Consider the following 26,559-nt stretch of genomic DNA (forward strand, 5'->3'; position numbering starts at 1 on the left):
CCTTGCTTAATTTATTTTTATTGTTCACTAACATGAACTTTTACTGTTGCTGTTACTTGTGGATGCAATTTCACAGTAACGTTTGTATAACCTAACGCGCGGATTGCATCGTCCATTTCAAATTTACGTTTATCAAGCTTAATCTTGTGTGATTTTTGCATTGCATCTACGATTTGTTTGCTTGTGATAGAACCAAATAAACGGCCACCTTCTCCAGATTTCGCCTTTAATTCTACAGTTAATTTCTCTAAAGTCTCTTTTAACTCTTTTGCATTTTCAAGCTCTGCTGCTGCATCTTTTTCTTCTTTACGCTTTTGAGCTTCTAAAGTTTTCATACTGCTATTTGTTGCTTCAGCAGCTAATCCTTGTTTTAGTAAGAAGTTATTTGCATAGCCATCTGGTACGTTTTTTACTTCTCCTTTTTTACCTTTACCTTTTACGTCTTTTAGAAAAATTACTTTCATGATTGTGTGCCTCCCTGTAAATAGTCATCAATAACAAATCGAAGCTTCTCCTCAGCTTCATCTACTGTAACATTTTTCATTTGTGTGGCTGCATTCGTCAAATGCCCGCCACCGCCTAAGTTTTCCATAATTAGCTGCACATTCACTTCACCTAAAGACCTGCTGCTAATTCCAATGAGATTCTCGCCACGTTTCGCAACAACAAATGATGCAATAATCCCTGTCATCGTTAATAACGTGTCTGCCGATTGCGCAATAAGCACTTGATCGTAGTAATCATCACTATCAACTTTAGCAATCGCAATTCCATTTTTATAAATGTACGCATTTTTTATAGCTTTTGCAACCCGTAAATACTGATCCATATCTTCCTTTAAAAGTTCTTGTACAAGTACAGTATCTGCACCATGTGAGCGTAAATAAGAAGCAGCATCAAATGTACGAGCCCCTGTCCGGAATGTGAAACTTTTCGTGTCGACAATAATACCCGCTAACAATGCCGTCGCTTCTAACATTGTCATCTTTAAATTTTTAGGTTGATACTCAAGTAATTCTGTAACCAATTCTGCTGTTGAAGAAGCATATGGTTCCATATAAACTAGCAATGGGTCTTCAATAAAATCTTCTCCACGGCGATGATGATCAATAACTACTACATTTTCAATTTTATGTAACAGTTTTTGCTCCATCACCATAGAAGGTTTATGCGTATCGACAACAACAAGTAACGACTCATCATTTGCAAATTCCATCGCTTGCTCTGGAGTAATAAAACGAGACCATAACTCCTCATTTTGTTTCACTTTGTCCATCAAACGCTTAATTCCTTTATCGGAATCATTTTCATCTAACACAATATATCCTTTACGCTCATTTAATTGAGCCACTTTTAAAATACCAATCGCAGCACCAATTGCGTCCATATCGGGAGCCCTATGCCCCATAATAATGACATTACTACTTTCTAATACTAAATCCTTTAACGCATGCGAAATGACCCTAGCGCGTACACGGGTACGTTTTTCAACCGGATTTGTCTTACCTCCATAGAACTTAACTTTACCTGTCGCTTGTTTAATAGCTACTTGGTCTCCCCCACGCCCAAGCGCAAGATCTAAACCAGATTGAGCCATTGCTCCAAGCTCTGATAAAGGTAAATCACCTGATCCGACACCCACACTTAATGTAAGTGGTATATTCCTTTTAGATGTTTCTTCACGCACCTGATCTAAAATGCTAAATTTCCCTTTCTCCATCTGCGTCAAAATACTTTCATTTAGCACAACGAAGAATCTTTCTGAAGATGCACGTTTTAAATACGCACCATACTTAAGTGCCCATTCATTTAGTCGCGATGTCACAAGACTTGTTATATTCGTACGTAATTGATCATCTAATCCTTGTGTAACTTCATCATAATTATCCAAATAGATGACAGCTAAAACAGTCCTTTGATCCTCGTACATCTTTTCGATTTCTGTTTGTTCCGTTACATCAAAGAAATAAATTAACTTTTCTTCTTTCCTTACAAAAACGCGAAACTTTCGATTATTTAAAGAGACTATATCATCAGAAGTTTCTCCTTTAATGAAAAGAAGTAATGTTTCTGATACATCGTAAAGGTGCCATCCAGCTAATGCATGCTGTCCCAGACATGAAGATAAATAAGGATTTGCCCAATCAATCCCATAATCCTTATTGTATAACAAAATACCAATCGGCATTTGGTTAAATGCTTCATTACTTACTTTCTTTACTCTTGTAATCATATCTGTCGTATGCTTTTCGAAATTCCTTTGAAAATTAAGTTCAAATCGTATAACGATAAAGAATACGATACAAAAAATGACAAAAGCAGCTATCCCCATAATTAAATGAAAATAACAGAGAATTGAAATGAGCACAAACACAAAAAATGCCAATACATAAACAGGATATAAAAACCACTGTTTCTTATCAAATTCAGGCATGTATACAACTCCTATAAAGTAAAACTAACTCACCTTCCAGTTAGTTAAACAGATTAAAATAGTATAAGGAATATTATTTTATCCCCCTATTTTAGAACGCAATGAAATCCCTAAGTCAATTATACCTAAGATTGTCACAAGAGGAAACAGCATCGGAATAAACATGCATGCAATAAAACTAATAATAGGAACCCCTTTAGTAAAACCTTTTCTATACGCTAAAAAGGCGATAAATGTCAGACCTTGCAGTACAAGTAATAGTGCAAATATGACATTTAGGTTAGAAAATACCATATGTAAATATGATGTTGGTTCTACTTTTATAAAAGTTGCTAACAAAATAAATATAACGTAATACCAAATGATACTCTTTGGTAATTGTATATCTTTAAATTTAGGCCAAGATATAACGTCATATTTTAACTTTTTCAAAACACTACCTGATATTATCACTGTAATCCAAGAAAAACATACTGAAACTAGCACAAGTATACTCGGAAGTAACGATTGTAATATATCATTCATTTGTGCAAGTAACTCTTTTTGTTCCTTACTAATCGGCATACCTGTAGCACTTACTATCTTTTCGCTTTTCGCTATACTTTCACTAAATACACTTTGCATTTGCTTCATTATATCTATGTTGAAAAACTTTATACTCGCAACATAAATAAGTACAAAACCAATTAATTATGCAAGCGTCCCAGCTATTAAGATTTCCACTGGCTTTTTTCTTGTTTTATACATATATCCTAAAACAATCCCTATCAATCCAAACATAATTGTCTTCACTAAATTCATCGGTTGACTCACAATAATAGTAACAAAAAGTGCCGCTACAAAAACCACGAGCACATTAGATAGTTTATGTCTTATCATTAATAGTATAAATGGTAACGGCAACGCAAAAGTTACAACTGTACCCAAAATCGGAACATACATAGATATAAACAATAACATTACATATATAGTCAACAACGCGGCACCTTCAGTAATAAATCTTGCTTGTTTCACATTTTAACCTCTCTTTCAAAAAAGAAAAGCATAGCAAAATGCACAGTAGAGTCCGACTCTACTGTGCATTTCATACGCTATTATTCACCAACATATGGTAAAAGTGCCATTTGACGAGCACGTTTAATTGCAACTGTAAGTTTGCGTTGGTATTTCGCGCTTGTTCCTGTTACACGACGAGGTAAAATTTTACCACGCTCAGAAACGAAACGTTTTAATAAATCAACATCTTTATAGTCAATGCGAGTGATGCCGTTAGCTGTGAAGAAACACACCTTACGACGTTTCGCACGTCCACCTTTGCGTCCTGCCATGTCTATTTCCCTCCATTCTTTGTTAAAACTAACAAATTTACTGTATTAGAACGGTAAATCGTCGTCGGAAATGTCGATCGGTTGACCTACATTTGAAAATGGATCGTCATTCTTCGTAAATCCAGAGTTACCTTGGTTACCTGAATTACTAGATTGACCAAATGGGTTAGAGCCTTGGTTACCGAAACCAGCTCCTGATGGTTGCTGATTAAATGAACCACGTTGCTCCCCACCGCCATTACGCGGCTCTAAAAATTGCACGCTTTCCGCAAGAACTTCTGTTACGTATACACGTTTACCATCTTGTCCCTCGTAATTACGAGTTTGAAGACGTCCATCTACGCCTGCTAAGCTACCTTTTTTCAAATAATTTGCTACGTTTTCTGCTTGTTTACGCCATATTACACAATTAATAAAGTCAGCTTCACGCTCACCTTGTTGATTGGCAAATGCGCGATTCACAGCTAACGTAAAAGTAGCTACTGCAACACCATTGGGCGTGTAACGTAAGTCAGGGTCCTTAGTTAAACGACCAACGAGGATAACACGATTCATCAATCGAACCACTCTCCCTTATATATCAATTATTTTTCTTCTTCTTTAACAACGATATGACGAAGGATGTCTTCGTTGATCTTAGCTAAACGGTCGAATTCATTAATCGCTTCTGCGTTAGATTTCACGTTTAAGATCATGTAGAAACCTTCACGTAAGTCGTTGATTTCGTAAGCTAAACGACGCTTACCCCACTCTTTCGTGTTAATGATTTCTGCACCATTGTTTGTTAAAACACCTGCAAAACGTTCAACTAAAGCTTTTTGAGCTTCTTCTTCAACGCCAGGACGAATGATGTACATAATTTCGTACTTTCTCATTACACTTTCACCTCCTTTTGGTCTAAACGGCCCGTAATGGGCAAGGAGCAATTAATTTATAGTAATTACTCACGAGTTTAGATTATATCATAGTAAGTTATATGAATCAACTCACCAATACATAAAAAACTTGGCAAACATATAATATATTTGCCAAGCTCATATCTTTATTTTTCCTAGGAAATATTAAATTAAACGTTAAAACGGAAGTGCATAACATCTCCGTCTTTTACGATATATTCTTTTCCTTCTAAACGTACTTTTCCAGCTTCTTTTGCAGCTGTCATAGAACCGTTTGTCATTAAGTCATCGTAAGAAACTGTTTCTGCACGAATAAATCCACGCTCAAAGTCTGTATGAATAACACCAGCACATTGCGGTGCCTTCATTCCTTGTTTAAATGTCCAAGCACGTACTTCTTGAACGCCAGCTGTAAAGTAAGTAGCAAGTCCTAATAGGTCATATGCTGCACGAATTAATTGATCTAAACCAGACTCTTCAATTCCTAATTCTTCAAGGAATACTTTTTTCTCTTCTTCGTCTAATTCAGCGATTTCTGATTCGATTTTTGCACATACAACGATTACTTGAGAATTTTCATTTGCTGCAAATTCTTTTACCATTTGTACGTATTTATTTTCCGAAGGATCGATAACATCGTCTTCACTTACATTCGCTACGTATAACATTTCTTTTGTTGTAAGTAAATGAAGGCCTTTAACAACCTTCATCTGCTCTTCTGTAAATTCAACAGTACGAGCTGGTTTTCCCTCTTCAAAAGCTTCTTTTAAACGAACTAAAATTTCATGCTCATATACCGCTTCTTTATCTTTTTGTCTTGCTAATTTCGCAACACGCTCGATACGCTTATCAACAGACTCTAAGTCCGCTAAAATTAGCTCTAAATTGATTGTTTCAATATCATCAATTGGATCTACTTTCCCTGAAACGTGCGTAATATTTTCGTCTTCAAAACAACGAACAACTTGGCAAATTGCATCTACTTGACGAATGTGAGATAAGAATTTATTTCCTAAACCTTCACCTTTACTAGCACCTTTTACAATACCTGCAATATCAGTAAACTCGAATACAGTCGGAACAGTCTTTTTCGGTTCTACTAATTCCGTTAATTTATTTAAACGCTCATCTGGTACTTCTACAATCCCTACGTTTGGATCAATTGTACAGAATGGATAGTTCGCAGATTCTGCTCCTGCTTGTGTAATTGCATTAAATAAAGTGGACTTCCCTACGTTAGGTAATCCAACAATCCCAGCCGTTAATCCCATATTTTTCACTCCTATGTCTCAATCTTTCATCATTATAGATAGTAACGAAAAAAATGACAAGTTTCCGCCAAACGAAAAAAAGTAACAGTTACCTACTGTAACTGTTACTCTCCCTCTATTCTTCGTGCTTCACAAGTATTTTTTTCACCTTACGATCAAACTCTCTTCGAGGAATCATTACTGAATGGTCACACCCCTCGCACTTAATGCGGATATCCATTCCCATACGAATAATTTTCCAACGATTCTCGCCACATGGATGGGCTTTCTTCATTTCCACAACATCATACAAGTTATATTCCTTTTGCTCCACTCTCCAAACTCCTCTCCATACTAAATTGCTTTTCCACTAACTAATTCTTCACGATTATATAAAACCATACGTGGATATGGAATTTCAATTCCATGTAAATCAAGACGATTTTTAATCTCTTTACGAAGTGCCCTTGCAATAACTGCATGTTGCATCGGTTCTACTTCAGCAATAACACGTAATATAACTTCTGATGCAGCTAATGTTTGCACACCTAATAATTGAGGTGTTGTTACCATTTTTTCGTACTTTGAAGGTAATTCTACTAATAAATCTTCAATAACTTGCTCTGCTTTCGCAATATCAGCCTCATATGAAATAGATACATCAACAAACGCTACACTATTACTAACTGAGTAGTTAGTAACTTGAACAATACTTCCATTTGGTAAAGTATGAATTTCACCTGTCCAACTCTTTACTTTCGTTGTACGAAGTCCAATTTCTAAAACGACTCCTTCAAATTGACCGATTTTAACATAATCGCCAACCGAAAACTGATCTTCTAACAAAATAAATAAACCTGTAATAACATCTTTCACTAAACTTTGAGCACCAAATCCGACTGCTAAACCAATTACCCCAGCACCCGCTAATAAACCTGATGCATTAATATCAAACACACCTAAAATCGCAATTAGCATAATGAACATAACAACGTACGCTACAATATTTTCAAGTAATTTCGCTACTGTAACTGTACGACGTTCTGAAATTTGAATTGGAGAACGACTTCCCATGCGAAACGCATTTCGTACAACCGCTCTTGCAATTCGCACAACAACTGCACCAATTGTTAAAATAATACATATTTTTAATGTCGCAACTCCAATATGAGCCCAACGATCAGCATCTAATAAATACTGTTTCATAGAATTAAACCACTTCGCTAATAAATCCATGTACCTCTACCTCTCTAGCTAAAATTTCTTTTTAGTTACCCTTATTATTGTATCAGAAGTCCCCTAATTGCTGAAAAAATTTTATGATTTTAATCCTATTTTATCCCCGACATCCAGGTATAAAATGGAACGAATATATATATACTAGTACTATTATTTCCGTTTTCATTCACATTTTGCAAAAATTACGCACTTATAACTTTCCATTTTCCTCACCATATAACATATATTGAAAATTTATTAAAAGGATGGGTGCTTCATGAATATTGGAAGTTTTCGCTTACCATTTTTTGAGAAAGAAACTCAAAACGTTATGCACCAAGATCTAGAAGCCTCCGAGATAATCAGTAATTTCTTACTTACCCATATTCCTATTAAAACTAATATACCACTCATTCTCGTTTGTATCGGCACAGATCGCTCTACGGGTGACGCACTCGGCCCATTAGTTGGTACAAAACTTGAACAAATAGACATCCAAAACCTCCAAGTATTCGGTACACTAGATGAGCCAGTACATGCGCTAAATTTAGAAGAGAAAATTCAGAATATACAGAAAGAACATCCTACTGCATTTATAATTGCTGTTGATGCATGTTTAGGAAAGTCCCAAAATATCGGATCAATCACTACTGGAAAGGGACCTAGTAAACCTGGAGCTGCTATGAATAAGAAATTACCTGCAGTTGGTGATTTGCACATACACGGTATCGTCAATCTAAATGGGTTTATGGAGTTTTTCGTTCTTCAAAATACAAGATTAAGTTTAGTCATGAAAATGGCTGATGTAATCGCACAAAGTATAAAAGAGACGGATCAAAAATTATCCGCATTAAAAAAAGCAAACCATCTATAAATAATAAGATGGTTTGCTTTTTAATTTTTCTGTGCTAATAGTTCTAAAATACGATTTAAATCTTCTTTATTAAAAAATTCAATTTCGATTTTACCTTTTTCTTTTTTCGTCTCTTTAATTTTCACATCTGTGCCAAACTTTTCTCTTAAGAACGTTTCACGTTCTACGAAAAATATATTTCGCTCTTTTTTCACTTTTTTTGTTTCACGTGAAACGTGTTGATTAATCTCTTGGACGATTTTCTCTAATTGACGAACATTTAATCCTTCTTTTTCAATGCGTTTCAATAAGGACTTCAATTGTTCTTCATCTTTTATCGTAAGTAAAGTTCTCCCATGAGCCATTGAAAGTTGACCATTTGCAATCATATCTTGTACGAAAGAAGGTAGGCTTAATAACCTAGTATAATTTGCAATGTAAGGTCTGCTTTTACCAAGACGTTTCGCTAATTGTTCTTGCGTTACATTTAGCTCATTCATTAACATCTGGTATGCCATTGCCTCTTCCATAGGATTTAAATCTTCTCGTTGTAAGTTTTCTAACAAAGCAAATTCCATCATTTGCTGTTCATTTAATTGTCTTACAACCGCAGGTACTTTTTCTAAACCAGCCTCTTTCGCAGCACGAAATCGTCTTTCACCTGCAACAATTTCATATCCTTTAATGCTCTTCCTAGCAATTAATGGTTGTAGAATACCGTGTTCCTTAATCGAAATTGCTAATTCCTGAATCGCCTCTTTATTAAAGTGTTTACGCGGTTGATATGGATTCGGCCTTAATTCAGTTACAAGAATCTCCTGAATTGTTTCCTCTTCTTTCACATCTAAATCAGGAAAAAACACATTAATTCCTCTTCCTAATCCTTTAGCCACCTGCAATCACTTCCTCTGCTAAATCTATATATACTTCTGCTCCTCTTGATTTAGCGTCATACTGCATAATAGGTTTCCCATGACTTGGAGCCTCGCTCAAGCGTACATTACGCGGAATAATCGAGCGATATACTTTATCCCTAAAATACTTTTTCACTTCATCTATAACTTGGATTCCTAAATTTGTACGGGCATCCAACATTGTTAACAATACACCTTGAATTGCTAAATTTTTATTTAAATGTTTTTGTACAAGTCGAACTGTATTTAATAGCTGACTTAACCCTTCTAGTGCGTAATATTCACACTGTACAGGAATAATAACAGAATCTGCTGCTGTTAATGCATTAATCGTTAATAACCCTAAAGATGGGGGACAGTCGATAATAATATAGTCATATTCATCACGAACTGGCTGTAATGCTCTTTGCAAACGTACTTCCCGGGAAATAGTCGGTACCAATTCAATTTCAGCACCAGCTAATTGAATTGTAGCGGGTAGAACATCTAAGTTTTCAGTTGCGGTTTTCTGTATAACCCCTTGAACATCTGCATCTTCCACAAGAACGTTGTAAATACATTGATCTAATTCAGATTTTTCAATTCCCACACCAGTCGTTGCATTTCCTTGAGCATCAATATCTACAAGAAGGACTTTTTTACCTACTTGCGCCAATCCAGCCCCTAAATTAACAGATGTTGTTGTTTTTCCAACACCGCCTTTTTGATTAGCAATAGCAATGATTTTTCCCATGATGTCACCTACTTTCAACCTTTCTATCTTATTCTAGTAACAATTACGTTTATTGTAACATGAAATAAAACTTTTTCTTTTACGTCCTTTATTAAACTTCAAAATTTATTTCTAAACTCCTTCTTCATTTAACAAGAAAATATAGTAAAAGAGACCTCTCCAATAGGATAAGGTCTCTAGCACGTCATTATTATTTTTTCTTTGGAATTTTAATTGTAATTTGATAGTACTCATCAAATTCTTCTTCCTCAGAATTAACATTCAAACCACTTTCAGTAACCATTTGTAAAGATTGTCTAATTGTATTCATAGCAATCCTCGTATCTCGACTTACTGCTTTTTGCTTTGCCTTACGCTTCGGTTTCGCTTCCTCTAGTAACTTCGCAATTCGTTCTTCTGTTTGCTTTACATTTAGTTGTTTCTCCACAATTTCCTGTAAAACTTTCAGTTGTAATTCCTCATTTTTTAAAGGAATGAGAGCGCGGGCATGACGTTCTGTAATGCTTTTTTCTAATAATGCACTTTTTATTTCTTCAGGCAACTTTAACAATCGCAACTTATTTGCGATTGTAGATTGTCCTTTTCCAAGTCGTTGTGCCAATGCTTCTTGTGTTAAATTATGTAACTCAATCAGCTTTTGATATGCCACAGCTTCCTCGATTGCCGTTAGTTCCTCACGTTGCAAGTTTTCAATTAAAGCTACAGAAGCTGTCTCTGTATCATTTAAGTTCTTTATAATTGCAGGAACCTTTTCCCAACCTAACTTTGTTGCCGCGCGAAAACGTCTTTCTCCAGCAATAATCTCGTACTTATCATCCTCATATTGCCTTACAACAATCGGCTGAATAAGTCCATGTGTACGAATTGTTAATGCTAGCTCATCAATACGCGCATCATCAAAAACTGTTCTTGGTTGATAACGGTTAGGGGTAATATTTACTATCGGAATTTCTTGTATTTCTTCATATACCTTTTTATCTATCTCTTCATGGCTTTCGTCTTGTAATTCGAATTCGCTCTCTTTATCTCCAAAGCCAAATAAACGAGAAAACGTATTTTTCATACATATTCCACCACCTTTTAGGCCTATTGACTATTCTCCATAAAATGTTTCCTATGAAACATTTACGTTTTCATTTATATAATTTAATCTTACGTCTAATAAGATTTATTTTTCAATAGGTAATTTATTGGGTGTTCCCGGTTTGCGTGGATATTTCTTTGGTGTCTTGCGCTTTTTCTCGATTAATAAAATATTACGTTCACTCTCTTCAAACGGTAATTGGAACGTAGACATCTCTTTTAACTCTCCGCCTAGCACCTCTAAAGCATACTTGCCATTTTCAATTTCTTCGTTTGCTGCTGCACCTTTCATTGCAATGAATGTTCCTCCAACTTTTACAAGCGGTAAACATAGCTCACTTAATACAGAAAGACGCGCAACTGCACGTGCCATTACAATATCGTATGATTCACGTACACCTTCTTTTTTCCCAAACGTTTCAGCACGATCGTGACAAAATGCAACATCACTTAATTCTAACTTTTGTGCTAAGTGATTTAAGAAATTAATACGTTTTTGCAACGAATCTACAATTGTTACTTTTAAATGCGGGAAACAAATTTTTAAAGGAATACTTGGGAATCCAGCCCCTGCACCAACATCGCAAATTGAGAATGGTTTTGAAAAATCATAATAAAAAGCAGCTGTAATGGAATCAAAAAAGTGTTTTAAATATACTTCTTCTTTTTCTGTAATAGCCGTTAAGTTCATTTTTTCATTCCACTCTACTAATGTTTCAAAGTAGATTTTGAACTGCTCTAACTGTCTAGAAGAGAGGGTGATTCCCTTCTCTTCTAGCATAGATTGAAATTGTTCTATGTTCATCTAGCAATATCTCCTTACTATTTATTGGTTCGATACGCGTGCAATTTTTCCTTGTTCTATATACACAAGTAAAATGGAAATATCCGCTGGATTTACGCCAGAAATACGTGAAGCCTGCCCCATTGAAAGTGGACGAACATCTTTCAATTTCTGTCTAGCTTCTGAAGCAATGCTAGAAATCGCATCATAATCAATATCTACAGGGATTTTTTTATTCTCCATTTTCTTCATACGCTCTACTTGCTGTAAAGATTTTTCAATATATCCTTCATACTTAATCTGAATTTCAACTTGTTCTTTAACTTCATCACTTAATTCTACTTCACTTGGTACTAAAAGATGAATATGCTCATATGTCATCTCTGGACGACGTAATAAGTCACTTGCACGTATTCCATCTTTCAATTCACTTCCGCCAATATTGCGAATTAATTCTTGAACTTCAGGACGTGGTTTAATAATAATGCTGCTTAAACGTTCCTTTTCCTGTTCAATTTGTAATTTTTTATTTGTAAATCGCTCATAGCGCTCTTCTTTAATTAATCCAATTTTACGACCAACTTCAGTTAAACGAAGATCAGCATTATCGTGGCGTAATAATAGACGGTATTCTGCACGAGACGTTAATAAACGATATGGTTCATTTGTACCTTTCGTTACAAGATCATCAATTAAGACGCCAATATAAGCATCCTCGCGACCTAAAACAACTTCTTCTTTACCTAAAGAACGGCATGCTGCATTAATTCCAGCCATAAGCCCTTGTCCGGCCGCCTCTTCGTAACCAGAAGTTCCATTAATTTGTCCTGCTGTATATAAATTTTTAATCTTTTTCGTTTCAAGTGTTGGCCATAGTTGTGTTGGCACAATTGCATCATATTCAATTGCATAACCTGTACGCATCATTTCAACATTTTCTAGGCCTGGAATTGTTCTAAGCATGTCACGTTGTACATCTTCTGGTAAGCTTGTGGATAAACCTTGTACATATACTTCTTGTGTATTACGCCCTTCTGGCTCTAAGAAAATTTGATGACGTGGTTTATCATTAAATCTTACTACTTTGTCTTCAATAGAAGGACAGTATCTAGGACCTGTTCCTTTAATCATACCAGAATACATAGCTGAACGATGTAAATTTTCATCTATTAAACGGTGTGTTTCTGTACTTGTATATGTCAACCAACATGGAATTTGATCCATAATAAATTTCGTTGTTTCAAAAGAGAATGCACGTGGCTTATCATCACCTGGTTGAATTTCTGTTTTACTGTAGTCAATTGTATTACTGTTTACACGAGGAGGTGTCCCTGTTTTAAATCTCACAAGATCAAATCCAAGCTCCTCTAAATGCTCAGATAATGTAATAGACGGTTGCTGGTTATTTGGACCACTTGAATATTTTAAGTCGCCCATGATAATCTCGCCGCGTAAAAATGTTCCAGTTGTAATTACAACTGTTTTTGCTGTATATTCTGCACCAGCTTGTGTAACTACCCCTTTACATACACCTTCTTCAACGATTAAACGCTCTACCATTCCTTGGAACAACGATAAGTTTGGTGTTTCTTCAATTGTTTTCTTTAATTCATGTTGGTAAGAGAATTTATCAGCTTGCGCTCGAAGTGCACGTACGGCTGGTCCCTTACCTGTATTTAGCATACGCATTTGAATATGAGTTTTATCAATATTACGTCCCATTTCTCCGCCTAATGCATCAATTTCACGAACAACAATCCCTTTTGCTGGTCCACCAACAGAAGGGTTACATGGCATGAATGCTACCATATCCAAGTTAATTGTTAACATTAATGTTTTTGAGCCCATTCGTGCTGCCGCAAGACCAGCTTCACATCCTGCATGACCTGCACCGATTACTATGACATCGTATGAACCGGCATTGTATCCCATTGTTTATTCCTCCTAATAATCTCTATCTTTCTACAACTTCACTATATTATTTTCCTAAACAAAATTGAGAGAACAACTGGTCAATTAAGCTTTCATGCACTGTGTCCCCAGTAATTTCACCAAGTATTTCCCACGTTCTTGTTAAATCAATTTGTACCATATCAATTGGTACACCATTTTCAATCGCCTCAACTGCATCACCGATTGTTTTTCCTGCTTGTGTTAATAATCCAATATGTCTCGCATTAGAAACATATGTCATATCTGCAGAATCGATTGTTCCTTCAAAGAATAAATCAGCTATTGCCTTTTCGAGTTCATCTATTCCTTGTTCCTCAATTAAGGATGTTGTAATAACACGATTTCCCGCGGCTAACTCTGTAACACGTTCCATATCAATCGCTTGCGGTAAATCAGTCTTATTCACAATAACAATAAAGTCTTTTCCTTGTACCGCACGGAATAGATCTTCATCCTCATTTGTTAAAGCCTCACTATAGTTAACAACAACTAATACTAAATCCGCTTGGCTCATCATTTCTTTTGAACGTTCCACACCAATTCGTTCAACAACATCTTCTGTCTCCCGAATACCGGCTGTATCTATAAGTTTAAGAGGTACACCACGCACGTTAACGTACTCTTCAATAACATCACGAGTTGTTCCTGCAATATCAGTTACAATTGCCTTTTTCTCCTGAACAAGACTATTTAATAACGATGATTTCCCAACGTTAGGTCTACCGATAATTGCTGTAGCAATACCCTCACGTAAAATTTTCCCTTGTTTTGATGTTTCTAATATTTTTTCGATTTCCGAACGAACATGCGTCGCTTTCTCAATTAAAATATTATGTGTCATCTCTTCTACATCATCGTATTCTGGATAATCTATATTTACCTCAACATGAGCTAATGTTTCTAATATTTCTTGACGCAAAAGACCAATTAATTTAGATAATCGCCCTTCTATTTGATTAATTGCTACATTCATCGCACGATCTGTTTTTGCTCGAATCAAATCCATAACAGCTTCTGCTTGTGATAAATCGATACGTCCATTTAAAAAAGCACGTTTTGTAAATTCGCCCGGTTCTGCCAATCGTACTCCTTGTGCTAGAATAAGTTGCAATACTTTATTTACTGAAACAAGTCCACCGTGACAGTTAATTTCCACTATATTTTCACGTGTAAAAGTCCTTGGTGCGCGCATAATAGACACCATAACTTCTTCAATAACTTGATTTGTATCTAAATCAACAATATGACCATAATGAATAGTGTGAGAAGGAACCTCTGTTAAATCCTTCCCCTTAAAAATACGATTAACTTTCTCAACCGCATCATCCCCACTTACTCGAACAATGGCAATTGCACCCTCTCCAAGCGCTGTGGAAATCGCAGCAATTGTATCAAATTCCATGTCCTTTCACCTCACTTGCTTATTTATCTCTATTTCAACATGATTATTTCTTTCACTAAATTATTAGGATACCATAACGAACCTATCTACAAAAGAAGAATAACTCATTTTATTATATCCCCATGTAAAAAACACTAAACTTATTCACAGTGGATAAGTTTAGTGTTTTTTAGTTATCCACATCTATTTTCCGCTCAAAAAAACCGGCACTCATTTGAGCAACCGGTCATTTAGGAGATATTACAACATGCCGATGTGGTTCATTTCCTTCAGAAGTTGTATTGATACCTTGATGATTTGATAATGCCTGATGAATAATTTTTCGTTCAAAAGATGGCATCGGTTCTAAAATAACTCTTTTTTTCGTATTAAATACTTGTTTCGCTAATCGATAAGAAAGTGATTCTAACGTACTTTTTCTTTTACTACGATAATTTTCAGCATCTAGTGTAATACCGATATACTGCTTCGTGTTACGATTCGCGACAAGTTTTGTTAAATACTGTAAAGAGTTCAATGTATTACCTCTTTTCCCAATTAAAACACCTACATTATCACCAGAAATTGTAAATTCAATTTCGCGTCCTTTTACAATTTTACTAATCTCAACTTCCACACCCATATCGTGAATAACATTTCTTAAATATTCTTCACATTCTTGAATTGGATCATTCTTCAATACAACTTCTACTACTGCAGGACGATTCCCAAATAAACCTAAGAATCCTCTTTTACCCTCATCGACAATATTTATATCTACTCGATCTTTTGATGTATTTAATTGCCTTAAAGCATCCTCTACTGCCAGCTCGACTGTTTGTCCTTTAGCAGTAATTACACTCACTTGCTTGAGCCTCCAGCTTTGCTAGCCTTAATTTCTGGCCCTTTGATAAAGTACATTTGAGCAATACCAAAGATATTACCAACAACCCAGTAAAGTGATAATGCGGCTGGGAAGTTAATTGCAAAGATTAAAATCATAATCGGCATAAGCCAAAGCATCATTGCCATTTGCGGATTTTGACCAGCTGTTCCTGCCATTGCAAGCTTTTGCTGAATAAATGTCGTAATTGCTGCAACGACCGGTAAGATATAGAACGGGTCTGCATGTCCTAAATCGAACCATAAGAAACTATGTTGTTTAATTTCAGCTGTTCTCATAATTGCATGATAAAAAGCGAACAGAATTGGCATTTGAATAAAGATTGGTAAACAACCAGCTAATGGATTTACACCATTTTTTTGATATAACTGCATCATTTCTTGCTGCAGTTTTTGCTGTGTCGCTTGATCTTTAGAGCTATATTTCTCTTTTAACTTCACCATTTCCGGTTGTAACGCTTGCATCGCTTTCGTACTCTTCGTTTGTTTAATCATTAGTGGTAATAATGCAAAACGAATGATAAGAGTTGTAATAACAATTGCTAAACCGTAATTACTGTTAAATAAGTCGGCAAAATACGTGATTAACTGAGAAAGCGGATATACGAAATATTCATTCCAAATCCCAGTACTTTTCGATGTAATCGGCTGACCCGTTTCACTACAACCGGTGGCAATCGCCATTAATGCAACGACCATGGCTAGTAAACCTAATTTCTTTTTCAAAGCCTACTCCTCCTTGTATCGGTATGTATATAGTGTAATTCATTTCCTTACGCTACTTTTTTATTCTTTTCATACCAGAGCGTTTAAAGACATGAATTAAGCTTTTCTTTACTTCTTCATATGTCATCTCTGCACAAGGCTTCCTTGCTATTATAACAAAATCTTTCCCAGAATCTATCTCATCTTTTAACTCTGTAATAGCCTGACGGACCATGCGCTTAATTCGATTACGAACTACTGCATTTCCAATTTTCTTGCTAACAGAAAGGCCGATGCGAAAGTTTGGCTGTTCTTCTTTATCTAATTGGTATACAACAAACTGACGATTCGCATTTGATTTTCCTTTTTGAAAAACCGCCTGGAATTCATCATTCTTCTTTATACGATGTTTTTTCTTCATATCAATTGACACTCCTGTATTTCATCAGCGGAAATTCACTATTATTAGAAAAAAAGACCACTGAACGATCAGTGGTCTACGCAGATAATACTTTTCTTCCTTTACGACGACGAGCTGCTAGCACTTTACGTCCGTTCGCTGTGCTCATACGGCTGCGGAAACCATGTACTTTGCTGCGCTTACGTTTATTTGGTTGGTAAGTTCTTTTCATTATATGACACCTCCCTGAGGAATATCTGTTAAAGACAGTCCTATAAATTATAGTTAATCAACTAGGAAAATGTCAATGGTTCTAGAAATTTTCATCAAATATTCATTTTGAACCTATTCACATACTTTTACACAGCACCTATATTTCCTTGTGGATAAATGTTTTTTCACGTTTTTTATATCCACAAACTTTTTTCGCACTTTTACACAGTATATCGTGTTGTGGACAAGTTTATTCCACAAGGTATTGATTTTGTGGATAACTTTCTTAAATTCATTGCTATAGCCACTTTTTTTTGATATTATAGTTGTGTTTTCACTTTGAATAAGTTTTCCATACCTTTATTTTATCCACAGTTTGTGTATAACATGTGGACAGTTTTAATCACATGTGGGTAAATAGTTGTCCACATTTGCTTTTTTTGTCGAAAACCCTATCTCATATACAAACGACGTTTTTAGGTTTTAAAATACGTTTCGTATAAATATACATTTTATATTTATTGGGTTGTACATTTGTTGCGCAACCTTATTCTTTTACCATCTTAGTAAAGGAGGGACACCTTTGGAAAATATCTCTGATTTATGGAATAGTGCCTTAAAAGAATTAGAAAAAAAGGTAAGCAAGCCTAGTTATGAGACATGGTTAAAATCAACAACGGCTCATAACTTGAAGAAAGACGTATTAACGATTACAGCTCCAAATGAATTTGCTCGTGACTGGCTAGAATCTCATTACTCCGAACTAATTTCAGAAACACTATACGATTTAACAGGGGCAAAATTAGCAATTCGCTTTATTATTCCCCAAAGTCAAGCTGAAGAGGATATTGATCTGCCTCCAGTTAAGCCGAATCCAGCACAAGATGATTCAGCTCATTTACCACAGAGCATGTTAAATCCAAAATATACATTTGATACATTTGTTATCGGCTCTGGTAACCGTTTTGCCCATGCAGCTTCATTAGCTGTAGCCGAGGCGCCAGCTAAAGCGTATAACCCACTCTTTATTTACGGGGGAGTTGGGCTTGGAAAGACACATTTAATGCACGCAATTGGTCATTATGTAATTGAACATAATCCAAATGCAAAAGTTGTATATTTATCATCAGAAAAATTTACAAATGAATTTATTAACTCTATTCGTGATAATAAGGCTGTTGATTTTCGTAATAAATATCGCAACGTAGATGTTTTATTGATAGATGATATTCAATTTCTTGCTGGAAAAGAACAAACTCAAGAAGAGTTTTTTCATACATTTAATGCATTACACGAAGAAAGTAAACAAATTGTAATTTCTAGTGATCGACCACCAAAAGAAATTCCGACTTTAGAAGATCGTCTTCGTTCCCGCTTTGAATGGGGGCTTATTACAGATATTACGCCGCCAGATTTAGAGACACGAATTGCGATTTTACGCAAAAAAGCAAAAGCTGAAGGGCTTGATATACCAAATGAAGTTATGCTTTATATCGCAAATCAAATTGATTCAAATATTCGTGAATTAGAAGGTGCACTTATCCGAGTTGTAGCTTATTCATCTTTAATTAATAAAGATATTAATGCTGATTTAGCAGCTGAAGCACTTAAAGATATTATTCCAAATTCTAAGCCAAAAATTATCTCTATTTATGATATTCAAAAAGCTGTCGGGGATGTTTATCAAGTGAAATTAGAAGATTTTAAAGCGAAAAAACGTACCAAATCAGTTGCGTTTCCTCGCCAAATTGCAATGTATTTATCGCGCGAGCTTACAGATTCCTCTTTACCAAAAATAGGTGAAGAATTTGGTGGACGTGATCATACAACAGTTATCCATGCCCATGAAAAAATCTCTAAACTACTAAAAACCGATACGCAATTACAAAAGCAAGTTGAAGAAATTAATGGTATTTTAAAGTAGTAGCTGAATAGTGTGAATAACTTACCTTGTTTTACGCACAGTCTATCCACATGTAGATAGACTGTTTTTACATCCTTTATAGGGGTTATCCACATATCCACAAGCCCTATTACTATTACTACTATTTTTTTATCTTTATTAATTAAATAAAATCTTATACTTACCGGAGGTTTTTCTTTATGCGTTTTACAATACAAAAAGACTATCTTGTAAGAGGTGTACAAGATGTAATGAAGGCAGTTTCTTCTCGTACAACAATCCCCATCCTTACGGGAATTAAAGTTGTAGCTACTGAAGAAGGGGTTACATTAACAGGAAGCGATGCTGATATTTCTATTGAATCGTTTATTCCAGTCGAAGAAGATGGAAAAGAAATCGTAGAAATTGCTCAATCAGGAAGCATTGTTTTACAGGCAAAATATTTTAGTGAGATTGTAAAAAAACTACCTAAAGACACTGTCGAAATTTCTGTAGAAAATCATTTTATGACAAAAATAAAATCTGGAAAATCAGAGTTTAACTTAAATGGTTTAGATTCTGCAGAATATCCGTTATTGCCACAGATTGAAGAACATCATGTATTTAAGATACCAACAGATTTACTTAAGCATATGATCAGACAAACTGTATTTGCAGTTTCTACTTCTGAAACAAGACCGATCTTGACAGGTGTAAACTGGAAGGTATATAACAGCGAGTTAACTTGTATTGCAACAGATAGTCATAGACTGGCACTTCGAAAAGCAAAAATTGAAGGACATAACATTGCAGATGAATTCCAAGCTAATGTTGTTATTCCAGGTAAGAGCTTAAATGAATTAAGTAAAATTTTAGATGAGTCTGAAGAAATGGTAGATATCGTTATTACGGAGTATCAAGTATTATTCCGTACAAAACATTTATTATTCTTCTCAAGATTGTTAGAAGGAAATTATCCTGATACGACACGTTTAATTCCAGCAGAGAGTAAAACGGATATTTTTGTAAATACAAAAGAATTCCTACAAGCAATTGATCGTGCTTCACTATTAGCAAGAGATGGCCGCAATAACGTTGTTAAATTGTCAACTTTAGAGCAAGAAATGCTAGAGATTTCTTCGAATTCACCAGAAATCGGAAAAGTTGTCGAAGAAGTACAATGTGAAAAAGTAGATGGAGAAGAGTTAAAAATATCTTTTAGTGCAAAATATATGATGGATGCATTAAAAGCTTTGGATAGTACAGAGATTAAAGTTAGCTTTACTGGAGCAATGAGACCGTTCTTAATTCGTACAGTAAATGATGATTCAATTATTCAATTAATTTTACCGGTTCGTACTTACTAGGTAAGGAATAAGGGTTGCTAGTTTAAAGATGCTAGTGGCCCTTATTTGATTTTTGGGTATTACTTTCCTAATGCTAGTTTATTTAGTACAATGAAAGAATGAACACTTTCAGAAAGTGAGCGATTTTATGAAACGTATTAAAATTTCAACAGAGTATATTACACTAGGACAATTTTTAAAGTTAGCTGATGTAATTGATACAGGTGGCGCTGTAAAATGGTTTTTACAAGAATATGAAGTGTACGTGAACAACGAACTTGAAAATAGAAGAGGTCGCAAACTATATGCGAATGATGTTATTGAAATTCCAGGAAGCGGAACTTTCCAAGTTCAGGCATAAAGGGGGAGCCCTTTGTTTATTTCAGAAATACAATTAAAAAACTATCGCAATTATGAAAAATTAGAGCTTTCCTTTGAAGATAAGGTAAATGTAATTATCGGCGAAAATGCACAAGGGAAAACAAATTTGATGGAAGCTATTTATGTTTTAGCGATGGCGAAATCTCATAGAACCTCTAATGATCGCGAACTTATCCGCTGGGATGAAGATTTTGGTCAAATAAAGGGGAAATTACAAAAAAGAAACAGTTCTTTGTCTTTGGAATTAAATATTTCGAAAAAAGGTAAAAAGGCAAAATTAAATCAACTTGAACAACAAAAGTTAAGTCAATATATTGGCGTGATGAACGTTGTCATGTTTGCCCCAGAAGATTTAAATCTTGTAAAAGGAAGCCCTCAAGTAAGAAGACGCTTTTTAGATATGGAATTAGGACAAATAGCTCCTGTATATTTGTATGAATTAAGTCAATATCAAAAGGTGCTCACGCAACGAAATCACTTGTTGAAAAAAATGCAAGGGAATAGTAAGAATGAGGAAACGATGTTGGATGTATTTACACTTCAACTAATTGAGCATGGTGCGAAAATACTGCAAAAACGTTTTGAATTTTTGCATTTGCTACAGGAATGGGCAGCTCCAATTCATCGAGGTATAAGCCGTGGATTAGAAGAGTTAGAAATTGTCTATAAACCAAGTGTAGATGTATCAGAATCAATGGATTTGTCGAAAATAAAAGAAGTATACTATGAAAGTTTTCAATCTGTGAAACAACGTGAAATTTTCCGTGGTACGACTTTAATTGGTCCTCATCGTGACGATTTACAATTCTTCGTTAATAGTAAAAATGTTCAAGTCTTTGGTTCGCAAGGACAACAACGAACGACCGCACTATCCCTAAAATTAGCTGAAATTGAATTGATTTATTCAGAGGTTAAAGAATATCCAATCCTTTTGTTGGATGATGTTTTATCAGAATTAGATGATTATCGTCAATCACATCTTTTAAATACAATTCAAGGAAAAGTGCAAACATTTGTTACAACGACGAGTGTCGACGGAATTGAACACGAAACATTAAAAGAAGCGAAAACAATTCATGTAACGAACGGCACTGTAGATTGTGAAATAGATAGGGAATAACCCCTGTTTAAATGGAAAAGTAGGTGATCTTTGTGTCAATGGAACAAAAGCAAATGCAAGAAAATGCATATGATGAAAGTCAGATACAGGTGCTTGAAGGACTAGAGGCAGTTCGGAAACGCCCTGGTATGTATATTGGATCTACAAGTGGAAAAGGGCTTCACCATCTTGTGTGGGAAATCGTAGATAATAGTATTGATGAAGCACTTGCAGGTTATTGTGATGAAATTAATGTTAGTATCGAAGAAGATAATAGTATTCGTGTAACGGATAATGGGCGTGGTATTCCGGTTGGTATACAAGAAAAAATGGGACGTCCAGCTGTAGAAGTTATTATGACTGTTCTCCACGCCGGTGGTAAATTTGGCGGTGGCGGTTATAAAGTTTCTGGTGGTTTACATGGTGTTGGGGCATCGGTTGTAAATGCTCTATCAACAGAATTAGAAGTATTTGTACATCGTGAAGGTAAAATCCATTACCAAAAATACGAAAGAGGTATTCCGGTTGCGGATTTAAAAGTCATTGGTGACACAGATCAAACAGGAACAATAACTCGATTTAAACCAGATCCGGAAATTTTCCAAGAAACAACAGTATACGATTTTGATACGCTAGCAACTCGTATGCGTGAATTAGCGTTTTTAAATCGTAATATTAAATTAACAATTGAAGATAAACGTGAACATAAGCAAAAGAAAGAATTCCATTACGAAGGTGGAATTAAATCATACGTTGAGCATTTAAATCGCTCAAAACAACCGATTCATGAAGAGCCTGTGTACGTAGAAGGTTCAAAAGATGGTATTCAGGTTGAGGTTTCTCTTCAATATAACGAGGGATACACAAATAATATTTACTCATTTACGAATAACATCCATACGTATGAAGGTGGTACACATGAGGTAGGTTTTAAAACAGCTTTAACTCGTGTAATCAACGACTATGGTCGTAAAAATAGCATTTTAAAAGATGCGGACAGTAATTTAACTGGTGAGGATGTTCGTGAAGGTTTAACAGCAATTGTATCAATCAAGCATCCAAATCCACAATTTGAAGGACAAACGAAGACAAAACTTGGGAATAGTGAAGCGAGAACAATTACAGAGTCTGTATTCTCAGAGGCGTTTGAAAAGTTCTTACTAGAAAATCCTAATGTAGCGCGAAAAATTGTAGAAAAAGGTACGATGGCTGCACGTGCACGTGTAGCTGCGAAAAAAGCGCGTGAATTGACACGTCGAAAGAGTGCGTTAGAAGTTTCAAGTTTACCTGGTAAATTAGCTGATTGCTCTTCGAAAGATCCAGCAATTAGTGAAATTTACATCGTAGAGGGTGACTCTGCGGGTGGATCTGCAAAACAAGGACGCGATCGTCATTTCCAAGCAATTTTACCGCTGAAGGGTAAAATTATTAATGTGGAAAAGGCACGCTTAGATAAGATTTTATCAAATGATGAAGTTCGTACAATTATTACGGCGATTGGTACAAATATTGGTGGAGACTTCGATATTGAAAAAGCACGCTATCATAAGGTTATTATTATGACCGATGCCGATGTTGATGGTGCACATATTCGTACCCTATTATTAACGTTCTTCTATCGTTATATGCGTCAAATAATTGAGTGTGGTTATATCTATATTGCACAGCCGCCGTTGTTTAAAATACAACAAGGTAAAAAAATTCAATATGCTTACAACGATAAGGAACTTGAAAAAATCTTAGCAGAATTACCGGCCCAACCTAAGCCAGGGATTCAGCGTTATAAAGGTCTAGGGGAAATGAATCCAACTCAGCTATGGGAGACGACAATGGATCCAGAAGTACGTTCATTACTTCAAGTTTCCCTTCAAGATGCAATTGAAGCAGACGAAACATTTGAAATTTTAATGGGAGATAAAGTAGAGCCACGTCGTAACTTTATCCAAGAGAATGCAAAATACGTGAAGAACCTTGATATTTAAATGAGTAATGACAGGAATCTAAGTATTCCTGTCTTCTACATATAAATCAATGTATGTGTAACGGAAATGTAAGAGGAGGTGCTCGTTGATGTCAGACAATCAACAACAAGCACGAATTCGAGAAATTAATATTAGTCATGAAATGCGTACCTCATTTTTAGATTACGCAATGAGTGTTATCGTATCTCGTGCATTACCAGATGTTCGTGATGGATTAAAACCTGTGCATCGTAGGGTTTTATATGCGATGAATGATTTAGGAATTACAGCTGATAAAGCGTATAAGAAATCAGCACGTATTGTCGGTGAAGTAATCGGTAAGTATCACCCTCATGGTGATTCAGCCGTTTATGAAACAATGGTACGTATGGCGCAAGATTTTAGTCAACGTTATATGCTTGTAGATGGGCATGGTAACTTCGGTTCTGTAGATGGAGATTCAGCAGCTGCAATGCGTTATACAGAGGCAAGAATGTCTAAGATTTCTATGGAATTAATACGTGATATTTCAAAAAATACAATTGATTATCAAGATAACTATGATGGTTCCGAAAGAGAACCGATAGTACTACCAGCGCGTTTCCCTAATTTATTAGTAAACGGTACAACAGGTATTGCTGTTGGTATGGCAACAAATATACCGCCGCATCAGCTTGGCGAAGTAATTGATGGTGTGCTGGCATTAAGTCATAATCCTGATATTACTATCGCGGAATTAATGGAATACATTCCCGGTCCAGACTTTCCGACGGCAGGTTTAATTTTAGGAAGAAGTGGAATTCGAAGAGCTTATGAAACAGGTCGCGGTTCCATTATGCTTCGTGCTAAGGTTGAAATTGAAGAGAAGTCAAACGGTAAACAATCTATTATCGTAACTGAACTACCTTATCAAGTTAATAAGGCACGATTAATTGAAAAAATCGCAGAATTAGTTCGCGATAAGAAAATTGAAGGTATTACAGATTTACGTGATGAATCAGATCGTAATGGTATGCGTATTGTCATGGAAGTACGTCGTGATGCTAATGCAAACGTACTATTAAACAATCTATATAAACATACAGCGCTTCAAACAAGTTTCGGTATTAATATGTTGTCTCTTGTAAATGGGGAGCCACAAGTACTAAATTTAAAACAAAATCTATATCATTATTTAGAGCATCAGAAGGTAGTAATTCGTAGACGTACTGCTTATGAATTAGAAAAAGCAGAAGCACGTGCTCATATTTTAGAAGGATTACGAATTGCTTTAGATCATCTTGATGAAGTTATTACGTTAATTCGTAGTTCAAAAACGGCAGATATTGCCAAGCAAGGCTTAATGGAACGTTTTGGTTTAAGTGAGAAACAAGCGCAAGCGATTTTAGATATGCGTCTGCAACGCTTAACTGGATTAGAACGTGAAAAAATTGAGCAAGAATATCAAGACTTAATGAAGTTAATTGCTGAATTAAAAGCGATTTTAGCAGATGAAGAAAAAGTTCTTGAGATTATTCGTGAAGAATTAACAGAAGTAAAAGAGCGTTTCAATGATAAGAGACGAACAGAAATTACAATTGGCGGTATGGAATTTATTGAAGATGAAGATTTAATTCCTGAACAAAACATTGCGATTACGTTAACTCATAACGGTTATATTAAGAGGTTACCAGCTTCTACGTACAAAACACAGAACCGTGGGGGACGTGGTGTGCAAGGAATGGGTACGAATGATGATGACTTTGTTGAACATTTATTAACAACGTCTACTCATGATCATATTTTATTCTTTACAAACAAGGGTAAAGTATACCGTACGAAAGGATATGAAATTCCAGAGTATAGTCGTACTGCAAAAGGACTACCAATTATTAACCTATTAGGGGTAGATAAGGGTGAGTGGATTAACGCTATTATTCCGATTCGTGAATTTGGTGACGATCAGTTCTTATTCTTTACGACAAAACAAGGGGTTTCTAAGAGAACGCCACTTTCATCATTTGCAAATATACGTACAAATGGTTTAATTGCAATTTCTCTTCGTGAAGAGGATGAGGTAATATCTGTACGTTTAACATCGGGTGATAAGGATATTATTGTCGGGACAAGTAACGGTATGCTAATTCGTTTCAATGAACAAGATGTTCGTTCTATGGGACGTAATGCTGCAGGTGTTAAAGCTATTACGTTGGGCGATGAAGACCAAGTTGTAGGTATGGAAATTGTCGAAGAGGATGTAAATGTTCTAATTGTAACGAAAAATGGTTACGGAAAGCGTACACCGATTGATGAATACCGTCTGCAAAGCCGCGGTGGTAAAGGTCTGAAAACTTGTAACATTACAGATAAGAACGGTAAATTAGTAGCTGTTAAATCTGTTACAGGTGAAGAAGATATTATGTTAATTACAGCGGCAGGCGTTATTATTCGTATGCCAGTTGATCAAATCTCTCAAATGGGACGTAATACACAAGGTGTTCGTCTAATTCGATTAGAGGAAGACCAAGAGGTAGCGACGGTAGCAAAAGCACAAAAAGATGAAGAGGAAGAAACGAGTGAAGAGGTTTCTTCAGAAGAATAAGAGAGGGGATTTTCCCTCTCTTTATTTTTTTATAATAATACTTGCATAGGGAAGAGAAAGCCTATATAATAGGCAGAGTCAGCAAATGAGAGATACAACCTATCTAAAAAACTTGTTGACGAAAATAATATACTATGATATATTATAAAAGTCGCTGAAACGCGATATTGAACTTTGAAAACTAAACGAAACAAACAACGTGAAACGTCAATTTTTATTTTAGATGCTAGACAAACTAACTTTATTGGAGAGTTTGATCCT

At 35.5% G+C, this 26,559-nt stretch carries 25 protein-coding genes and 1 pseudogene; 7 read left to right on the plus strand and 19 right to left on the minus strand.

What is annotated here, in order from left to right; genetic code table 11:
- Positions 1 to 17: 17 nt before the first annotated feature.
- The 9 genes and pseudogenes from rplI to AB6801_RS25650 all read right to left on the minus strand — a co-directional run bounded on the left by rplI (position 18) and on the right by AB6801_RS25650 (position 7,144).
- Positions 18 to 464, minus strand: a complete 447-nt coding sequence (gene rplI / locus AB6801_RS25610) for a 50S ribosomal protein L9 (RefSeq protein ID WP_000864228.1) — start codon at positions 462 to 464, stop codon at positions 18 to 20.
- A complete protein-coding gene (locus AB6801_RS25615) occupies positions 461 to 2,434 on the minus strand; it encodes a DHH family phosphoesterase (RefSeq protein WP_001113788.1) in 1,974 nt (657 codons plus the stop codon). Before AB6801_RS25615 ends, rplI begins: the two co-directional genes overlap by 4 nt.
- Before the next feature lie 78 nt (positions 2,435 to 2,512).
- A pseudogene (locus tag AB6801_RS25620) lies at positions 2,513 to 3,448 on the minus strand (YybS family protein).
- A gap of 80 nt (positions 3,449 to 3,528) precedes the next feature.
- Positions 3,529 to 3,762: a 30S ribosomal protein S18 gene (rpsR, locus tag AB6801_RS25625; protein ID WP_000918873.1), complete on the minus strand. Its 234-nt coding sequence runs from the start codon at positions 3,760 to 3,762 to the stop codon at positions 3,529 to 3,531.
- A 45-nt stretch (positions 3,763 to 3,807) separates the two neighbouring features.
- A complete protein-coding gene (gene ssb / locus AB6801_RS25630) occupies positions 3,808 to 4,320 on the minus strand; it encodes a single-stranded DNA-binding protein (protein ID WP_000981966.1) in 513 nt (170 codons plus the stop codon).
- Between the two features lie 26 nt (positions 4,321 to 4,346).
- On the minus strand, positions 4,347 to 4,637 hold the full coding sequence (rpsF, locus tag AB6801_RS25635) for a 30S ribosomal protein S6 (protein ID WP_001233778.1): 291 nt from the start codon (positions 4,635 to 4,637) through the stop codon (positions 4,347 to 4,349).
- Between the two features lie 191 nt (positions 4,638 to 4,828).
- Complete coding sequence (gene ychF / locus AB6801_RS25640) at positions 4,829 to 5,929, minus strand: redox-regulated ATPase YchF (protein ID WP_000524672.1); 1,101 nt, start codon at positions 5,927 to 5,929, stop codon at positions 4,829 to 4,831.
- Positions 5,930 to 6,044: 115 nt separating this feature from the next.
- A complete protein-coding gene (locus tag AB6801_RS25645) occupies positions 6,045 to 6,242 on the minus strand; it encodes a DUF951 domain-containing protein (RefSeq protein WP_000435485.1) in 198 nt (65 codons plus the stop codon).
- A gap of 20 nt (positions 6,243 to 6,262) precedes the next feature.
- Positions 6,263 to 7,144 (minus strand): mechanosensitive ion channel family protein, encoded by an 882-nt coding sequence (locus tag AB6801_RS25650; RefSeq protein ID WP_000364815.1) that lies wholly within the window; start codon positions 7,142 to 7,144, stop codon positions 6,263 to 6,265.
- 259 nt (positions 7,145 to 7,403) lie between these two features.
- On the opposite strand from AB6801_RS25650, the gene yyaC reads away from it, so the two are divergent.
- The gene (gene yyaC, locus AB6801_RS25655) at positions 7,404 to 8,000 is read left to right on the plus strand and encodes a spore protease YyaC (protein ID WP_097999496.1); all 597 of its coding nucleotides are present in this window, start codon (positions 7,404 to 7,406) and stop codon (positions 7,998 to 8,000) included.
- A 20-nt stretch (positions 8,001 to 8,020) separates the two neighbouring features.
- Here the strand turns inward: yyaC and spo0J are convergent, their stop codons facing one another.
- The 10 genes from spo0J to rpmH all read right to left on the minus strand — a co-directional run bounded on the left by spo0J (position 8,021) and on the right by rpmH (position 17,067).
- Positions 8,021 to 8,872, minus strand: a complete 852-nt coding sequence (spo0J, locus tag AB6801_RS25660; protein ID WP_001051829.1) for a stage 0 sporulation protein Spo0J — start codon at positions 8,870 to 8,872, stop codon at positions 8,021 to 8,023.
- Positions 8,865 to 9,626 carry a sporulation initiation inhibitor protein Soj gene (gene soj / locus AB6801_RS25665; RefSeq protein WP_000516114.1) on the minus strand — a complete coding sequence of 254 codons (762 nt, stop codon included), beginning with the start codon at positions 9,624 to 9,626 and terminating at the stop codon, positions 8,865 to 8,867. Before soj ends, spo0J begins: the two co-directional genes overlap by 8 nt.
- Positions 9,627 to 9,816: 190 nt before the next feature.
- Positions 9,817 to 10,689 (minus strand): nucleoid occlusion protein, encoded by an 873-nt coding sequence (noc, locus tag AB6801_RS25670; RefSeq protein WP_000799016.1) that lies wholly within the window; start codon positions 10,687 to 10,689, stop codon positions 9,817 to 9,819.
- Between the two features lie 105 nt (positions 10,690 to 10,794).
- Positions 10,795 to 11,514: a 16S rRNA (guanine(527)-N(7))-methyltransferase RsmG gene (gene rsmG / locus AB6801_RS25675; RefSeq protein ID WP_001019628.1), complete on the minus strand. Its 720-nt coding sequence runs from the start codon at positions 11,512 to 11,514 to the stop codon at positions 10,795 to 10,797.
- A gap of 21 nt (positions 11,515 to 11,535) precedes the next feature.
- Positions 11,536 to 13,425, minus strand: a complete 1,890-nt coding sequence (mnmG, locus tag AB6801_RS25680; RefSeq protein WP_000541032.1) for a tRNA uridine-5-carboxymethylaminomethyl(34) synthesis enzyme MnmG — start codon at positions 13,423 to 13,425, stop codon at positions 11,536 to 11,538.
- Positions 13,426 to 13,471: 46 nt separating this feature from the next.
- Positions 13,472 to 14,848 carry a tRNA uridine-5-carboxymethylaminomethyl(34) synthesis GTPase MnmE gene (mnmE, locus tag AB6801_RS25685; RefSeq protein ID WP_097999495.1) on the minus strand — a complete coding sequence of 459 codons (1,377 nt, stop codon included), beginning with the start codon at positions 14,846 to 14,848 and terminating at the stop codon, positions 13,472 to 13,474.
- Between the two features lie 226 nt (positions 14,849 to 15,074).
- Complete coding sequence (jag, locus tag AB6801_RS25690) at positions 15,075 to 15,692, minus strand: RNA-binding cell elongation regulator Jag/EloR (protein WP_097999494.1); 618 nt, start codon at positions 15,690 to 15,692, stop codon at positions 15,075 to 15,077.
- Positions 15,689 to 16,456 (minus strand): YidC family membrane integrase SpoIIIJ, encoded by a 768-nt coding sequence (gene spoIIIJ / locus AB6801_RS25695; protein WP_000727737.1) that lies wholly within the window; start codon positions 16,454 to 16,456, stop codon positions 15,689 to 15,691. The genes jag and spoIIIJ overlap by 4 nt, the downstream gene beginning before the upstream one ends.
- A 52-nt stretch (positions 16,457 to 16,508) precedes the next feature.
- Positions 16,509 to 16,856, minus strand: coding sequence for a ribonuclease P protein component (gene rnpA / locus AB6801_RS25700; protein ID WP_000726621.1), 348 nt, complete (start codon positions 16,854 to 16,856; stop codon positions 16,509 to 16,511).
- A 76-nt stretch (positions 16,857 to 16,932) separates the two neighbouring features.
- Entirely contained in the window at positions 16,933 to 17,067 is a 135-nt protein-coding gene (rpmH, locus tag AB6801_RS25705) for a 50S ribosomal protein L34 (protein WP_000831901.1), read from the minus strand.
- Positions 17,068 to 17,631: 564 nt separating this feature from the next.
- Here rpmH and dnaA point away from each other — a divergent pair.
- From dnaA to gyrA, 6 genes are all read left to right on the plus strand, one after another.
- On the plus strand, positions 17,632 to 18,972 hold the full coding sequence (gene dnaA / locus AB6801_RS25710) for a chromosomal replication initiator protein DnaA (protein ID WP_000428017.1): 1,341 nt from the start codon (positions 17,632 to 17,634) through the stop codon (positions 18,970 to 18,972).
- A gap of 179 nt (positions 18,973 to 19,151) precedes the next feature.
- Positions 19,152 to 20,297 carry a DNA polymerase III subunit beta gene (gene dnaN, locus AB6801_RS25715; RefSeq protein WP_001212884.1) on the plus strand — a complete coding sequence of 382 codons (1,146 nt, stop codon included), beginning with the start codon at positions 19,152 to 19,154 and terminating at the stop codon, positions 20,295 to 20,297.
- 127 nt (positions 20,298 to 20,424) lie between these two features.
- The gene (gene yaaA, locus AB6801_RS25720; RefSeq protein ID WP_000821364.1) at positions 20,425 to 20,637 is read left to right on the plus strand and encodes a S4 domain-containing protein YaaA; all 213 of its coding nucleotides are present in this window, start codon (positions 20,425 to 20,427) and stop codon (positions 20,635 to 20,637) included.
- 12 nt (positions 20,638 to 20,649) lie between these two features.
- A complete protein-coding gene (gene recF, locus AB6801_RS25725; RefSeq protein WP_000470745.1) occupies positions 20,650 to 21,777 on the plus strand; it encodes a DNA replication/repair protein RecF in 1,128 nt (375 codons plus the stop codon).
- Positions 21,778 to 21,815: 38 nt separating this feature from the next.
- Complete coding sequence (gene gyrB, locus AB6801_RS25730) at positions 21,816 to 23,738, plus strand: DNA topoisomerase (ATP-hydrolyzing) subunit B (protein ID WP_000435982.1); 1,923 nt, start codon at positions 21,816 to 21,818, stop codon at positions 23,736 to 23,738.
- A gap of 88 nt (positions 23,739 to 23,826) precedes the next feature.
- Positions 23,827 to 26,298 (plus strand): DNA gyrase subunit A, encoded by a 2,472-nt coding sequence (gene gyrA / locus AB6801_RS25735; RefSeq protein WP_001282864.1) that lies wholly within the window; start codon positions 23,827 to 23,829, stop codon positions 26,296 to 26,298.
- Positions 26,299 to 26,559: the final 261 nt, after the last annotated feature.

Origin of the sequence: Bacillus sp. RCC_6_1 (assembly GCF_041360755.1) — a bacterium.
GTDB classification, from domain to species: domain Bacteria; phylum Bacillota; class Bacilli; order Bacillales; family Bacillaceae_G; genus Bacillus_A; species Bacillus_A cereus.

Excerpts from the sequence above, each read along its gene's own strand:
- rplI (WP_000864228.1), bottom strand. The coding sequence starts at position 464 with ATGAAAGTAATTTTTCTAAAAGACGTAAAAGGTAAAGGTAAAAAAGGA.
- AB6801_RS25615 (WP_001113788.1), bottom strand. The coding sequence starts at position 2,434 with ATGCCTGAATTTGATAAGAAACAGTGGTTTTTATATCCTGTTTATGTA.
- rpsR (WP_000918873.1), bottom strand. The coding sequence starts at position 3,762 with ATGGCAGGACGCAAAGGTGGACGTGCGAAACGTCGTAAGGTGTGTTTC.
- rpsF (WP_001233778.1), bottom strand. The coding sequence starts at position 4,637 with ATGAGAAAGTACGAAATTATGTACATCATTCGTCCTGGCGTTGAAGAA.
- ychF (WP_000524672.1), bottom strand. The coding sequence starts at position 5,929 with ATGGGATTAACGGCTGGGATTGTTGGATTACCTAACGTAGGGAAGTCC.
- AB6801_RS25650 (WP_000364815.1), bottom strand. The coding sequence starts at position 7,144 with ATGGATTTATTAGCGAAGTGGTTTAATTCTATGAAACAGTATTTATTA.
- yyaC (WP_097999496.1), top strand. The coding sequence starts at position 7,404 with ATGAATATTGGAAGTTTTCGCTTACCATTTTTTGAGAAAGAAACTCAA.
- soj (WP_000516114.1), bottom strand. The coding sequence starts at position 9,626 with ATGGGAAAAATCATTGCTATTGCTAATCAAAAAGGCGGTGTTGGAAAA.
- noc (WP_000799016.1), bottom strand. The coding sequence starts at position 10,689 with ATGAAAAATACGTTTTCTCGTTTATTTGGCTTTGGAGATAAAGAGAGC.
- rsmG (WP_001019628.1), bottom strand. The coding sequence starts at position 11,514 with ATGAACATAGAACAATTTCAATCTATGCTAGAAGAGAAGGGAATCACC.
- mnmG (WP_000541032.1), bottom strand. The coding sequence starts at position 13,425 with ATGGGATACAATGCCGGTTCATACGATGTCATAGTAATCGGTGCAGGT.
- mnmE (WP_097999495.1), bottom strand. The coding sequence starts at position 14,848 with ATGGAATTTGATACAATTGCTGCGATTTCCACAGCGCTTGGAGAGGGT.
- rnpA (WP_000726621.1), bottom strand. The coding sequence starts at position 16,856 with ATGAAGAAAAAACATCGTATAAAGAAGAATGATGAATTCCAGGCGGTT.
- rpmH (WP_000831901.1), bottom strand. The coding sequence starts at position 17,067 with ATGAAAAGAACTTACCAACCAAATAAACGTAAGCGCAGCAAAGTACAT.
- dnaN (WP_001212884.1), top strand. The coding sequence starts at position 19,152 with ATGCGTTTTACAATACAAAAAGACTATCTTGTAAGAGGTGTACAAGAT.
- yaaA (WP_000821364.1), top strand. The coding sequence starts at position 20,425 with ATGAAACGTATTAAAATTTCAACAGAGTATATTACACTAGGACAATTT.
- gyrB (WP_000435982.1), top strand. The coding sequence starts at position 21,816 with ATGGAACAAAAGCAAATGCAAGAAAATGCATATGATGAAAGTCAGATA.
- gyrA (WP_001282864.1), top strand. The coding sequence starts at position 23,827 with ATGTCAGACAATCAACAACAAGCACGAATTCGAGAAATTAATATTAGT.